Raw genomic sequence first — 14,148 nt, 5'->3', positions numbered from 1 at the left:
GCTCAAGCTGCCCCCAACTGTGCGGAGCCCGCGGTGGTGAGGCGGTTACGCTGGAAGGCCTTTTCCAAGGCAGGATCGATGACGCACTCGTAGTCCTCGAGGCGCGCGATGAGCTTTCCGGTGCTGCGGTCGAGGAACTCGATGTCCGCGCAGGCGGTGCGGTTGCTCTCCGAGGTAACCCGGATAACGACCTGCGCCCCCTCCTTCGGGAAGGACTCCTGGAACTGGCGGTAGCGGCCGGCGAAGCAGGGGAGGGAGGCATGGCCGAAGCGCTGGAAGCTCCAGAGGATCATGAGCTGGAAGGCGCAGTCGACGACGAGCGGGTCGGTGAGCCAGTTGCTGCGCAGCGGCTGCTTGATCCATTGTGAAGGAGAGGGAGCACCCTTCACCGCGGCTGCTATCCCTGTCCCGGAGCAGCCGTCGACCTGCTCGATGCCGTGCAGGTCCGGGCCGTGGAAGAGGCGCTCGGGGTTGTAGATGAGGCCGCCATGGGGAGCGTAGGGGGTAGCGGGCATCTCGGTGATCGAGCGGATCCCTTCCGGAAGCCTCGCCGCAAGAACGATCTCGGCACGGGCGTGAAGAACCGTGCGCCCGTTCTTGCCGGTGCTGCACAGCTCGACCGGGACGAGGTGGAACGAATCGCGCTTCGTGGAGCGCCCCGCGAGAACCTGGAGCTCGAAGGGGGTCGACTCGTCGAAGGTGACCCCTTTGCAGATGCGCAGGTCGTTGAAGCCGTGCAGGCGCAGCCCGGGGGTGCGGTGCATCGCGCCGTGGGCCAGCCACTCGGCGATCACCGCCATAGGAAGAACGGCTTTCCCGTCCATGACGTGGGAGCGCAGGAAGGGGTAATTTTCCACGGAGAGGGTGAGGGTAAAGGCCTCCTCCAGCGTACTTTCTGCCTTTGCGGGGCGCTTGGCAACTGCCGGTGAGGCGGTCGCCAGGGCAACGATCTCCACCGGAGCGCCGGCGGCGGCGACTTCGCGCACCAGGAATTCCCCGCCGGCGGCGAGATCGATAAGTCCGATCCCCTCGGAGGCGAAGACCTTTTTGAGCGGTGCGCTTACCATTCCGCCATCCCACGGCCCCCAGTTGAAGCTCACGCAGCGGCATCCGGGACGGCGGCGCGCCTCGGCCTGGGCGAGCTTGTTCAGCACTTCGTTGGCAACCGCGTAATCGACCTGGCCTATGCGGCCAAAGCGCCCGGTGCTGGAGGAGAAGAGGGCAATGAAGCGGAGATCGTCTTCGCTGGTGGCGGCCAGCAGCGCACGCAGCCCGTCGACCTTCGTGCGGTAGACCTGTGCGAACTGCTCCCGGGTCTTGTCGACAATAAGGCGGTCGGCAAGGACGCCTGCCCCGTGGACGACGCCGCGCACCGGTCCGTGGGAGGTCCTGATCTCTGCGATGGTAGCCTCGACCGCTGCGGCGTCACGGATGTCGACGGCACGGTACAGGACGCTCCCCCCGGCGGCAATGATGCGGGAGAAGGTGGAGCGGAGCTCGCGACCGGCCATAACGGAGCGGTATTTTTCCTCGATCTCGCGCGGGTGCATCTTCCCGGGGGTGTTGGCCATGATGGCGCGCTTCATCTCGGCTTCCTCGCGAAGGCTCGAGAGCCATACCGGCTCCGGGAGGGGCTCCGGGGTGCGCCCGAGAAGAACGAGACGCGCCTTGTAGCTTCTGGCGAGCGCTACCGCAGTCTCCGCGGTCACGCCGCGCCCGCCGCCGGTGATGACGACGACGTCACCTTCCTGCAGGGGAGGCTCTGTTGCGGAGGGTGCCGGCGGAAGCGAAGCGAGGGAAAGTCCTACACGACCGGCGGCGCTTATGCCTACCTCGACGGGTCCGTCGCGCAGGACTTCGGCTGCTGCCCCCCTGGCGGCCTCGGCGGCATCGGGGAAGGTACCGAGGTCGATCGCCTTGCAGGAGACCTGCGGCCATTCGCGGGCTGCGGTTTTCAGGAGCCCTGCCAGTCCGCCGGAGAGGGGATCGACGACCGTGCTACCCTCGGCAAAGCCGAAAGAGCCGTCCAGCCGCGAGATGGTCACGCAGCGTGCGCCGCCGTGCGGTGCTGCCTGGTTCAGGGCGCCTGCTGCGTTTTGCAGCAGGAGAAAGGCGCTTTCGAGGAAATGGTCATCGGTCCCGGCTGCGGGTGCGCAGATAACGAGGGTGCGCAACTCCCCGGCTCCGGCCGAGGGGGGCGCATCATTCGGGTTCACGTGACGCACGGTGAGGCCGGTGGCGGAGAGGGCAGTGCAGAGTTCCGCGCTGAAGGGGGAGCCGTCATCAGTGACCCAGCACTCCCCGTGGGTAGCAATGGAGGATGCGGCCGGGGTGAGTTCGAGCGGGACAACGACGGCGCTGCTTCTTTCTACCGGGAGGACCGAATCGGCGGCGAAAACGGGCGCCGGGACGACCTCCTCGGTGACTGCGGGGGACGCCTCGACTTCGGCAGGAGCCTCCGGTGCCGCAGCCGCACTTTCTGCGGCGGCCACGGGCGGTGCTGCGGCGCCGCCGGAAAGGTGCCCGACGATATCCCCGAGCGTTCTCAACTCCCCAAGGTGCTCCGGTCCTATGGCGGGGGCGCCGGGAAGGGTCTCCTGCAGAGTGGAGAGGATCTCCACGCGCTTTATGGAGTCGATGCCGAGATCCGCGTCCAGAGCCATGTCCAGCGCCAGCATCTCTGAGGGATACCCCGTCTTCTCGCTCACGACAGAGAGAAGGGTTGCAGCCAGCGCAGCCGCATCAAGGGACGCAGACGGCGCCGTAGGTGCCGCGGCCGCAACCGGCGCAATGGCGGCGGGGTTCGACCTTTGCACCGCGGAGGATGCACCTGCGCAGAGATAATCCGCGATCTCGCCGAGCGTGCTCAAAACCCCGAGGTGTTCCGGACCGACGGCCGGAGCCTGCGGGAGGCGTTCCTGGAGGGAGGAGAGGATCTCCACCCTCTTTATGGAGTCGATCCCCAGGTCCGCGTCGAGCGACATGTCGAGCGCCAGCATCTCCGTGGGATAGCCCGTCTTTTCGCTCACGACGGAAAGAAGCGTGTCGGTAACGTGCGCATGCGGCAGTGCAGGCGCGGCTGGGACACTCGACAGTGCGGCAGCGGCGGGCACCGCAGTCGAAGCGGCCTGCGCCGCTCCCGGGCCGGCGAGATAGCCGACGATCTCCCGCAGCGTGTGCAGCGTCCCGAGGTGCTCGGGCCCGATGGTCGGGGCATTCGGGAGGCGCTCCTGCAGGGCGGAGAGGATCTCCACGCGCTTGATGGAATCGATGCCGAGGTCGGAGTCGAGACCCATGTCGAGCTCCAGCATCTCGCTAGGGTAGCCAGTCTTCTCGCTCACCACGGAAAGGAGGGCCTCTGTCACCGCGCCGTTGTCGACGGCAGGAGCCGGTGCAGCGCTCGCCGCCTGCGAAACGGCTGCAGCTGCAGGTGCGCCGGCAGAGAGGTGCGCCGCTATTTCCCCTAGGGTGTTCAGCGCGCCGAGATGCTCCGGCCCGATCACCGGTGCGCCGGGAAGACGCTCGTGCAGGGCGGAGAGGATCTCCACACGCTTTATGGAGTCGATGCCGAGGTCGGCATCCATCCCCATGTCGAGCTCCAGCATCTCGATGGGATATCCGGTTTTCTCGCTCACTACCTCAAGGAGAACTTTAACTGTCTGATCGCTTGCGGCAGGGGGTGCTGCAAGAGGAGCCGGTGCGGGTGCGGCTGCGACCGGAGGAGCCTGGACCGGAGGCGCAGATGGAGGCGGCGCGACGGAAAGGGAGACCGGAACGGCAGGCGCAGCTACGACGGTCGGCGCCGGGGCCGCTTGGTATGTAACGGCGGAAGATATTTGAGCTGAGGGGATAGCGAAGCGCTGTTGCTGCTCGAGAAGCGCCTGGAAATTGCGGGCAGCGGTCTCCTGCCCCTCGAGGAAGAGTCGGTGCAGGCGGGCGGTCTCTTCTTGCATCTTCTGCAGCAGGGAAAGTGCTTCGCGCGTCGCCTGCAGCGCCGGAGCTGCCGGTGCGGCGACATACTGCGCCTGCGGAACCGGAGAAGGCGCGGGCGCGGCGGCGACAGTCGCAACGGGCGCCGCCGGCGCCGGAGCGGAAACCGCAGCCTGCGCCGCCGGTGCGGCAGGAGCATGAACCGTAGGGTGAACCGGTTCCCTCTTGGCACGGGGCTTCACATAGTTCGCTCCGGAAAGGGGAATGGTGAGAAGCGGCTTCTTCCCCGTCTCCGGCGCGACGAAACCTGCATCCCAGCGGGAGAGCTTGACGGTGTAGCCGTGAGCGGCGAGCTGGCCGATGGTGCGCGCGAGATCGGCGATCCCGGCGCGTCTCCCCGCGGAGGCGTCGACGGCGAGCGCCAGGTGCGGCCTCTTCCCGAGGATCGACTGCACGAGCCCGGTGAGGCGCGCGCCGGGTCCGACTTCGAGGAAGGTGCGCACGCCGGCTGCATACATCGCCTCGATCTGGGCCACGAACTGCACCGGCTTGGCAAGCTGGGCGGCGAGAAGGGCTTTCGCGGCTCCCGGCTCGCTCGGGTAGAGCGCGGCGGTGGTGTTGGCGTACACCGGCACCTTCGCGGGCTGGAAGGCGATCTTCTCCAGCGCCACCAGGAAAGGTGCGGCGGCATCGGCGACGAGAAGGCTGTGGAACGCAGCGGAGACCGGGAGTTTCTTGCAGGTCACCCCCGCCTTGCCGAAGACTTCGCCGGCGCGGTCGATCTCCTTCGTGCTCCCGGAGAGGACGGACTGGGTTGGGGCGTTGCGGTTGGCGATGACCAGATCGAGCTTTTCCCTCATCAGGAGGTCCTGGACCAGTTCGACCGGGGCCGAGACTGCAAGCATCCCCCCCTTGTCGCCGCTCCCTTCCCCCATGAGGGTGCCGCGCAGCCGCGAGAGGGCGTGCAGCGCCTCTTCATCGAAGCACCCTGCGGCGCAAAGAGCGGTGAGCTCGCCGAAGCTGTGTCCGGCGACGGCGTCAGGCTCCATCCCGAAGGAGCGCAGCACCTTCAGCGCACCGAGACTGGTGGCGCCGATGGCGGGCTGGGCAGCACTGGTGGCGCGCAGCGCCTCTTCCTGCTGAGCGCGCGTCTGCGGATCGAAGGGGGAGGGAGGGTAGATAAGGGCGCCGAGGGCGGGGAACCCTTCACTGGCGGCATCGAGGGTATCGAGAAGCTGCGGGAACCGGCAGGCGAGATCGGCGAGCATACCGGTGTACTGCGATCCCTGCCCCGGGAAGAGGATCCCCACTTTCCCTTTCGGCGCGCCGCAGGCGAAGAAGGCGCCGTCGGGGGTACTCCAGTCGGTAGCGGGCTGCTTGGCAAGGAGCGCCTTCGCGTTGGCGACGAGGGTTGCGAGATCCGTCCCTTTCCGCTCCACGACGAGCGTCAGGCGGCAGGGGGCGAAGGCGTCGAACCTGGCGCGGGAGGCTGCGGCAAAGGCACGCACTGCGCCCCAGGCGCCATCGACAGGTACCGTGGAGAGGGCGCCGGAGATCGCGGATGCGTCGCTCCCGGAGAAGGCGAGGATCTGCGTGTCGCCGTCCCAGGCGGTGGCGGGGTCGGCCCCCAGGTACTCCTCGAGGACGACGTGGAAATTGGACCCGCCAAAGCCAAAGGCGCTGACTGCAGCGCGGCGCGGGCTCGTGGAGCTTGCGATCCAGGGGCGCTTCGCTGCCGGAAGATAGAAGGGGGTCCGCCCGGCGCTGACCTCGGGAAGGGGCTTTTGCACCTTGATGGTCGGCGGGATCGTCCTGTGGTAGAGGGCAAGGGCCGCCTTGATGAGGCCGGCGGCGCCTGCCGCAGCCTTCGTGTGGCCGATCTGCGACTTTACGGAGCCGAGGGCGCACCACGGCTGGTCCGTCTCGCCATACACCTCGCGCAGCGCATTGACCTCCACGCCGTCGCCGACCCTCGTGCCGGTGCCGTGCGCTTCAATGAGACCGATGGTGTCGGGAGTAACGCCCGCGCGCTCGTAGGCATCGAGAAGCGCCTTCTTCTGCCCGGCGGCACTCGGGGCGTAGATGGCGTCCCCCTTCCCGTCGCTGGAGGACCCGACGCCGCGGATCACGGCGTAGATCCTGTCGCCGTCGCGCTCCGCATCCTCAAGTCTCTTCAGGACGACGATGCCGAGACCCTCGCCGAGAGTCGTTCCGTCGGCGGAAGAGTCGAAGGGCTTCGCGTCGCCGGAGGGGGAGAGCGCCGGGGTCTTGCTGAAGCACATGTACATGAAGATGTCGTTGAAGGTGTCGATCCCGCCGGTGACGACGATGTCGGCTTTCCCCGAGGCGAGTTCCATCCCCGCGAGGTGGAGCGCGCTGAAGGATGAGGCGCACGCGGCGTCGACAACGCAGTTCGTGCCGCCGAGATCGAAGTGCTTGCTGACGCGCCCGGCGACCACGTTCCCGAGGAGACCGGGGAAGGAGTTCTCCTGCCACGGCACGTACGACTCGGAGATGCGCTGTACCACGTCTTCGGCGACGGCGTCGCTGACTCCAGCATCCTTCAGCGCCGAGCGCCAGATCGGGTGCCCGAGGCGCGCGCCGAGGGGGATCACCAGCTCGAGCGTTCCGGTGACACCGAGGATGACGCTGGCGCGGCTCTTGTCGTAGCTCCGCTCCGGGCCGTATCCCGCGTCCTTCAGCGCCTGCCCGGCGGCCACGAGGCCGAGGAGCTGCGAGGAGTCGATCGCCTCCAGCACGTTCGGCGGGATGTTGAACTCCATCGGGTTGAAATCGACCGGCGAGAGGAAGCCGCCGCGGTGTCCGTAGGTGCGGTCGGGGCTTTTCTGGTCCTTGCTGAAGTAGTCCTTTAGCTGCCAGTGGGTCTGCGGGATTTCGCTGATGGCGTCAACGCCGTCGGTTATATTGGCCCAGTACGCCTCCTTGCTCTCGGCCTGGGGAAAGAGGCAGCCGATGCCGATGATGGCGAGCGGGGCGGAGGGTGTGCCGGAAGGGCGGTTTGCGTCGGTTTTTTTCACCCAAGGTACTCCTTGATTCGTGCGAGTTCGAGCGGTTCCAGCTTGAGTGCCTCGGGGTCGACGGGGACCCCCTGGCAGCGCAGGATGTTTGCGCGGGTAATGGTGGCGGCGCCGTGCAGGATGTTCAGCGCCACCGGAACGACGTGGCGTCCGGCGGCGGGCTCCATGAAGGAACCGGCGACCCACTCGTTGAAGGCGCCCATGGCGGGGCCGCACCAGACCTGGTAGTCGATGCGGCGGCCGGGGACGCCGTCTTTTGCCCAGTGGGCGGCCTGGCCGAGGTACCAGCGGAAGACGAGCGCCATGCGGTGCTTCGGGTCGCGGTCGCCGCGCTCCGCCTGGCTCGGGTCGCGCTTCAGGAAGAACGCGCGGGTATCGTCCCAGACCTTGTCCAGCGACGCCTGGAAGAGCGTCTTTTCCAGCTTCTCCCGCTCGGCGGCGGGGATGTCGTCTATGCCGCGGTAGCTGCGGTAGATCTCGTAGAGCTTCGCGGCGCGCATGGGGAACATGGTGCCGCGCTTCAGGACCTGTACGGTCACCCCCATCTCGAACATGTCGGCGGCGGGGGCCATGGTGACATCTGCCTGGCGCGTCTCGGCGAGCATCTGGCGCACCGTGTCGGAGGTGCCGGATTCAACACAGGCCTGGTTTACCGAGCCGGTCATGAGGTAGGCGGCGCCCATGGCAAACGCTGCGGCGGCCGAGGCCGGCGTGGAGATGCCGCCGCCGAGCCCGACGCGCAGCTTCTGCCGGTAGCGGTGCTTCTCCTCCATGCGCTGCGCGAGCGAAAGGATTGTCGGGAAGAGCGCCATCGCCGGGCGGTTGTCCGTGTGGCCGCCGGAGTCCGCCTCTGCGGTAACATCCTGCGCCATGGGGATCTCTCCCGCCATCTGCGCCTGCTCTGCCGTGATGATCCCGGTTTGCACCAGTTCATGGAGAAGCGCCTGCGGCGGAGGGGCGAGGAATTTCGCTCCGAGCTCCTCTCGCGAGACCTTGGCGATGATGCGATTGGGGGTGCAGATCGTGCCGTCCGGGCGGCGGGAAATGCCATGCACCCGGAAGCGCACCAGCGGCAGGGTAAGGTCGAGAAAGGCTGAAGCCTCGATCAGTCGCACGCCCTTTCGTATATACATCTCCACGAGGGCCTTCTCAAGCTCCGGGTCGTGGGGGGAATGAATCAGGTTGAAACCGTAGGGAAGATCCCCGAGGGAGGCGGCGAGGCGGTCCACGGTGGCCTCGACCTGCTCGAGGGGAAGACCCGCGGCACCGAAGAAGCCGAGCATCCCGGCGCGACCGAGCTCCTCGGCGATCGCTGCGGAAGCGATCCCCTTGGCCATGGAGCCGCCGACGTAGGGGAGAGCGAGCCCGAGATCCCTGCAGAAGGAGGGGTCGCCGAGCTGCTCTATCGGGCAGGGGGGTGCGTATCCCGCGACAGGCGCACCGCCGTCGCTTTTACCGCCCAGTAAAACGGCGCCGTCGACGCGCGGGACGAGGCCGTCGTCCTGTTGCACGAGGTAGAGCGGGTGGCGCACCTGGCGCAGCGCTTCTTTCAGGGAGAGTGCAGCAGCGGATGTGGCGGTCTCGGCTGGACGCCACCAGCCGACTGTACCATTTGTTGCAGGAAGACCGATCGGGTCGGTAGACAGACGGTTCAAACGGGAATCTCCTGTTGCCGGCGTATACATCTTGGGAAAGTGCGATGCCAGAGGGGACGAAGCGACACAAGGGGCTGGGCCGGCCGAGGCAGGTTTCCCCAAATACCCTTGGCTGATTTGGAAGGGGGATCTCGGCTAAGCTATGCAGATACCGCCCGATTAAACACGACACTTTACATGAAAATCCTAAAAATGGCAAGGTAAGACACTCTCTCTTTGCCCATTCTAATCGTTGTAAACGGAGAGCTGGCGGGGGTCCGCGAGGAAGGGGGGGGCCTTCGCCTGCAGGTGCGAAGGCCGATTCGCGGTGGCTATAAAGATCGCCGGGGGAATCAGTGCTCGACCTTCGCCCTTTTGATGGCCTGGGCGACGTAGGGATAGACGGTGTCGGTGACGACCCGGTACCCCTGAGGCAACGGATGGATCCGGTCCCCCTGGTTCAGGGCAACCTGACCTGCCACCCCCTCCAGGAAGAAGGGGACCAGGATGAGGTCGTGATGGCGGGCGAGGTCGCTGTACACCGAGTAGAAGGCTTCCGTGTAGTTCTTGCCGAGGTAGCTGAACATCTTCATGCCGGCGAGGACAACGGTGATCTTCTTCTCCTTCAGGGTCTGGACGATCTGCTCCAGGTTTTTCTTCAGGATTTGCGGGTTGGTGCCGCGCAGCCCGTCGTTGGCGCCGGTCTCCACGATTACGATGTCGGGGCGAAGCCTGAGGATGGAATCGAGGCGGGCCAGCGCCCCGGTGCTTGTTTCCCCGCTGATGCCGGCGTTGATGACATGCCAGCGGTACCCTGCGCTATGCAGACGCTTCTCCAGCTGTGCCGGGTATGCCTCTTCCTTGTTCACACCGTAGCCTGCGGTGAGGCTGTCCCCGAGGGCGACGATGGTTCCTTCGCTTGATGGGGTTGCCGCTGGAGACGGTGTCGCCCCGTGCGCCTCCGGCTTCAATAGTCCTGCACATATAAAAAGGGAGGCGATCGCTCCCAGTATGGCGAGATGGGCCATGGCTTTCCTCCATTTGCTATCGGGGGCCCGGAAGGTGCGGGCCGCGTTTCTAATGATACGCCAAAGAAGCTGCCGGCTGCAATCCCCGCTCAAAATGGGCTCCAGACACAAAAACGCCTGCCGAAGGGAGCGCGGCAGGCCTTTTGTGCCATCGAAGCGGAGGTCACCTAGAGAAAGTGCCAGCTCACCCCGAACATGTGCAGGTCGTAGCCGGGATTTCCGGGGCCGTACATGCCGCCGTTGGAGGTGTGCTGGGCGCGGTAGCTGATCCCTAGGCCGTTGTCGAAGATGTAGGAGACGCTTCCGTGCCCCTGGAAGAGACCGAGCCCCCCGAAGTTTTGCTTCCCGAACCTGTCGCGACCGAGCACCGCGAAGTCGGGGCCAATCTCGAACTGGAATCCGCGCCCGTTCCTGTCGAAGGCAAGGCTCGGACCGAATGAGCCGACGAAACTGGTGGTATGCCCGCCGTATAGCGCGCCGAGTGCGAGGTTGAACTTGGTGGAGACCCCCCAGCCGCTCGCACCGCGCCAGTGCCACGGCAGGCCATACTCCGTGTACACCTCGTATTGGTGGAAATATTCGTCCTTTTCCGTCATGGAAAAGCCGTAGCGCACTCCGACCGCCTGCCACCCCTCGTCCGCCGCATGTCCCGGCACAGCCAGCGAGACGATCAGAAGAAGCAAAAGGGGGATAAGGAATAGGTTTTTGCCGTGCTTCATGAGGTCTCTCCCGGGTATCATTGAGCTAAAGCGTCCAAACTCATTCTAATGGCCCATTATTTGCTGTCAATGACGACCCGGAAAAGGAGTGGCTTTATGAGGAGGAACGGGGGGAAGGTGGGGTAGGGAGTATTGCTAACTTCAATGCCGGGAACGCCTTCGGCTTATCCCGGCCTACATGGTAGACATGAGTCCAAAACTTCCATCTCATTTTTATGAGCGGGACGCGGTGACGGTGGCGCGCGATCTGCTCGGCCAGTACCTTTGCCGCCCGGTGGACGGCGTGCTCCGCATCGGGAAGATCGTGGAGACTGAAGCCTATCTCGGCCCGCACGATCTCGCCGCCCACTCCAGCAAGGGGCTCACCGCGCGCACCAGCGTGCTCTTCGGCCCTCCCGGACACGCCTATATCTACCTTATCTACGGGATTTACTGCTGCCTGAACGTCGTTACCGACCAGGAGGGGAGTGGTTCCGCAGTGCTCCTGCGGGCGCTGGAGCCGGTGGCGAATATCGCGGCGCGGACGCAGGGGCCGGGCCTTCTCTGCAAGGCCCTTGCTATAGACAGGTCGCTGAACAGCTGTGACCTGCAGGGGGACGAGCTTTTCCTGGCGCCCCCTCCGAAGGCAGAGGCGTTCTCCATAGTGGAGGCGCCGCGCGTAGGCGTCGACTACGCCGGTCCCTGGGCGGAGCGCCTGCTGCGCTTTTACGTTCGGGGAAACAGGTTCGTCTCCAGGAAGTAGCTCCCCCGGCAGCCGATCGATGACACCGGAAGGTAAGCCGGCATAACTTGTAGGCCGGGATAAGCCGCAGGCGTTCCCGGCGTCGGCACCAGCCGATCGATGCCGGCCGGGAATGCCGGAAACGCTCCGCTTATTCCGGCCTACATTTCACATCGATGAAAATTACAGCCCGCCCCTATCGACTTCAAATACCGAGGAACTGTCCAGTTCCACCACCTGCGTCTCCGGCGCTGTCGACGCTGCGGCGAGTTCTACCTTTCCTTTCTTCCCGGAAAGCGCTTCCACGGCGGGTGGGGGGGCCGCAGACTCCTTCAGTGCCGCCACCTGCGTCACTTTTCCTTCCTTCTCATCCTTTTGGATCCGCTGCAACTGCTTGAAAACCCGCCTGGCGTACCGCTCCCTCTTTCCCGGTGTCTGGCTGTTGTAGCACCCGATGGCCTGCCAGTTGTACCCGTACTTCTTCACGCATCCCGACAGTATCATCGCGCCGGTCTTGATGTTTGTGCAGGCATTGCCGAGGGAATTCCAGCGCTCGGTGCCGAGGGTGGGGGCCCAGATGGAGTTGATCTGCATCACACCGTAGTCAAAGGTGCCGTTGGTGTTCTTATTGATCGCTGCGGGGTTGTAGTTCGATTCGACTTTGGCGATGGCTCGAAGTATCTGAGGACTGATGCTGTATAGGCTACCTGCTTCATCGAAACAGAGTGTATCTGCCTTGGCGGCTGCGGTTGCAAGAAGGACTGCTGCTACGGCTATTGCTGCACTCTTTATCCATTTCCCCATCAATAAACGCTCCCATTGGTTGGACACCTCGGTTTATCCATGATGTCTGCTCGATCAGGTCCGTCATGCGGTATGGCCAGATGTTGCGGCGTCGTGTGTAGCGCAAAAAATCTTCCGCATGTTACCACACCTGGATCGAATATATCCAGCGATGTCCAAACACGGGCAAAAGGCGCGCCAATCCTGCCGCTACGGCTTTTTGTGTTACACTTGGGCGAGAAATTTCCGGGAAGGGGGCGACGCACGAAGCTGATATTCCGGACGCCGCCCACGCTCCGTCCCGCTCTGGTGCAATGATGCGCAAAGGAGTATCGTGTAAGTATCGCCGTCGCGGCAACTCCGCCGTTTGACAGGGGAAATCCGCCGCCGGCTCACACTGATTTCCCACATTCCACTGTCGCCACCATCGGGCTTCTCATGGAACGCATCCCTTTCAAATCTCTTCCTGACGCGTTGCGCAAGCAGGCGGAAAAGTATGCCCAGAAGCCTGCCCTGAAGTACCGCAAGCAGGGAGAGTACGTCACGCTGTCGTATGCCGCCTTCTACGACAGGGCGCTTATGGCGGCGCGCGGCCTGCGCAAGGTCGGTGTGGCGCCGGGTGACCGGGTGGCGATACTGTCCGAGAACCGGGTCGGGTGGGTGATCGCGGACATGGGGATATTGTGCGCCGGGGGGGTAACCGTCCCGATTTACGCCACCAACACGCCGCACCAGATCGAATACCACCTGAACCACTCGAACTCAAAAGTCGTCTTTGTCTCCGGGAAGTTCCAGTACAGCAAGCTGTTGAAGATCCGGGACCAGATCCCGCAGGTGCGCCTCGTGGTCTCCTTCGAGCGTTTTCTCGGGGAAGAGAGGCTCCCGTTGACGAGCTTTTATCAGCTTTCGGAGATAGACGAGCCTATTTTGCAGGAGGAGAGGGCCGAGTTGGAGGCGCTCATCGAGACGCTGTCGCCGGATGACCTTCTTACTCTCATCTACACCTCCGGTACCACCGGGACGCCGAAGGGGGTGATGCTCACCCATGGCAACATCATGTTCGACGCATGGTACAGCGCCAAAAAAATCGGGAGCATCACGGACCAGGAGACGTTCCTGAGCTTTCTTCCGTTGAGTCATATCTTCGAGCGCACCGCTGGATACTACCTGTGCGTAATGCTCGGGAGCATACTCGCCTTTGCCGACAGCATCGAGAAGCTGCCGGAGAACCTGATGGAAGTACGGCCGACGGTGATGATGACTGTTCCGCGCCTCCTGGAGAAAATCTATTCCCGCATCATCGACACGGTCCACGAACTCCCCCTGTGGAAACAGCACTTCTTCGACGTTGCCCTCGGCATCGGCCAGCGCTACATAAGCGAGCGTTACCTGCAAAAGATAAAGCCTCCGTTTCTCCTGAGGGTCCAATACCGGCTCGCGGACCTTATCATCTTCAGAAAGTTCAAGGGACGCTTCGGCGGCAACCTCCGGTTTTGCTGCAGCGGCGGTGCGCCGCTCGAAAAGACGATCAACGAGTTCTTCTGGATCATCGGACTCCCCATCTTCGAGGGGTACGGGCTCACCGAGACGAGCCCCGTCGTGAGCATCAACAACTTCCAGAGGCTCGCCTTCGGATCGGTCGGGACGGCGCTGGAGGAGACCCACTTTCGCATCGAGGAGGACGGTGAGATCCTGGTCAGGGGGCCGCAAGTCATGCACGGCTACTACAACGAGCCGGAGGCGACCGCGGAGGCGATCGACGGCGAGTGGTTCCGCACCGGAGACATCGGGCGCCTCGACGGGGATTTTCTCTACATCACCGACCGCAAGAAGGAGATCATCATCACCTCGGGGGGAAAGAACATTCCGCCGCAGCCGATCGAGAACGCCCTGAAGCTCGACAAGTACATCTCGCAGGCATACGTGCACGGCGACAGGAAGCCGTTCGTCTCCGCGCTTATCGTGCCGCGCGTGGAGCGTCTCCTCGAGTTCGCGAAGGAGAAGAAGATCCACTACTACGACCTCGAGGACCTGGTGATGAACGAGCAGGTGAGGGCCCTTTTCGCCGAGCGGGTGGAAGGGGTGAACGCCAACCTCGCGCAGTACGAGAGGGTGAAGAAATTCGTCCTCCTGCCGCGCGATTTCTCCATCGAGGACGGCGAGCTCACCGCAACCCTGAAGCTGAAGCGAAAGGTCATCAGCGAGAAGTACCGCAGCAAGATCGAGCGGATGTACAACGAGAATGTGAACTAGCTCAACATCTCCCTCCTCGCCAAGGGGGGGACGCCAAGCGGA

Annotated in this window: 7 protein-coding genes; 2 read left to right on the top strand and 5 right to left on the bottom strand. The window is 64.3% G+C overall.

The features are described 5' to 3' along the window. Positions 1-2 precede the first annotated feature (2 nt). From LPW11_RS19390 to LPW11_RS19375, 4 genes are all read right to left on the bottom strand, one after another. Positions 3-6,968: a type I polyketide synthase gene (locus tag LPW11_RS19390; RefSeq protein WP_230995515.1), complete on the bottom strand. Its 6,966-nt coding sequence runs from the start codon at positions 6,966-6,968 to the stop codon at positions 3-5. Continuing rightward, the gene (locus tag LPW11_RS19385) at positions 6,965-8,623 is read right to left on the bottom strand and encodes a PfaD family polyunsaturated fatty acid/polyketide biosynthesis protein (RefSeq protein ID WP_331001584.1); all 1,659 of its coding nucleotides are present in this window, start codon (positions 8,621-8,623) and stop codon (positions 6,965-6,967) included. Before LPW11_RS19385 ends, LPW11_RS19390 begins: the two co-directional genes overlap by 4 nt. 332 nt (positions 8,624-8,955) lie before the next feature. Further along, positions 8,956-9,630, bottom strand: coding sequence for an arylesterase (locus LPW11_RS19380; RefSeq protein WP_230995514.1), 675 nt, complete (start codon positions 9,628-9,630; stop codon positions 8,956-8,958). A 167-nt stretch (positions 9,631-9,797) separates the two neighbouring features. Next, a complete protein-coding gene (locus LPW11_RS19375; protein ID WP_230995513.1) occupies positions 9,798-10,349 on the bottom strand; it encodes an acyloxyacyl hydrolase in 552 nt (183 codons plus the stop codon). A 187-nt stretch (positions 10,350-10,536) separates the two neighbouring features. Here LPW11_RS19375 and LPW11_RS19370 point away from each other — a divergent pair, with 187 nt between their 5' ends. Beyond that, complete coding sequence (locus tag LPW11_RS19370; RefSeq protein WP_230995512.1) at positions 10,537-11,091, top strand: DNA-3-methyladenine glycosylase; 555 nt, start codon at positions 10,537-10,539, stop codon at positions 11,089-11,091. Between the two features lie 162 nt (positions 11,092-11,253). On the opposite strand, the gene LPW11_RS19365 is transcribed toward LPW11_RS19370, so the two are convergent. Next, positions 11,254-11,874 carry a lytic transglycosylase domain-containing protein gene (locus LPW11_RS19365; RefSeq protein ID WP_230995511.1) on the bottom strand — a complete coding sequence of 207 codons (621 nt, stop codon included), beginning with the start codon at positions 11,872-11,874 and terminating at the stop codon, positions 11,254-11,256. A gap of 417 nt (positions 11,875-12,291) precedes the next feature. Between LPW11_RS19365 and LPW11_RS19360 the strand changes: the two genes are divergently transcribed. Beyond that, positions 12,292-14,106, top strand: a complete 1,815-nt coding sequence (locus tag LPW11_RS19360) for an AMP-dependent synthetase/ligase (protein ID WP_230995510.1) — start codon at positions 12,292-12,294, stop codon at positions 14,104-14,106. Positions 14,107-14,148: the final 42 nt, after the last annotated feature.

Origin of the sequence: Geomonas sp. RF6 (assembly GCF_021044625.1) — a bacterium.
GTDB lineage: Bacteria > Desulfobacterota > Desulfuromonadia > Geobacterales > Geobacteraceae > RF6.
The sequence above is the reverse complement of the archived record's forward strand: the minus strand, read 5'-3'. Positions and strand labels throughout refer to the sequence as shown.

Excerpts from the sequence above, each read along its gene's own strand:
- LPW11_RS19380 (WP_230995514.1), bottom strand. The coding sequence starts at position 9,630 with ATGGCCCATCTCGCCATACTGGGAGCGATCGCCTCCCTTTTTATATGT.
- LPW11_RS19375 (WP_230995513.1), bottom strand. The coding sequence starts at position 10,349 with ATGAAGCACGGCAAAAACCTATTCCTTATCCCCCTTTTGCTTCTTCTG.
- LPW11_RS19370 (WP_230995512.1), top strand. The coding sequence starts at position 10,537 with ATGAGTCCAAAACTTCCATCTCATTTTTATGAGCGGGACGCGGTGACG.
- LPW11_RS19365 (WP_230995511.1), bottom strand. The coding sequence starts at position 11,874 with ATGGGGAAATGGATAAAGAGTGCAGCAATAGCCGTAGCAGCAGTCCTT.
- LPW11_RS19360 (WP_230995510.1), top strand. The coding sequence starts at position 12,292 with ATGGAACGCATCCCTTTCAAATCTCTTCCTGACGCGTTGCGCAAGCAG.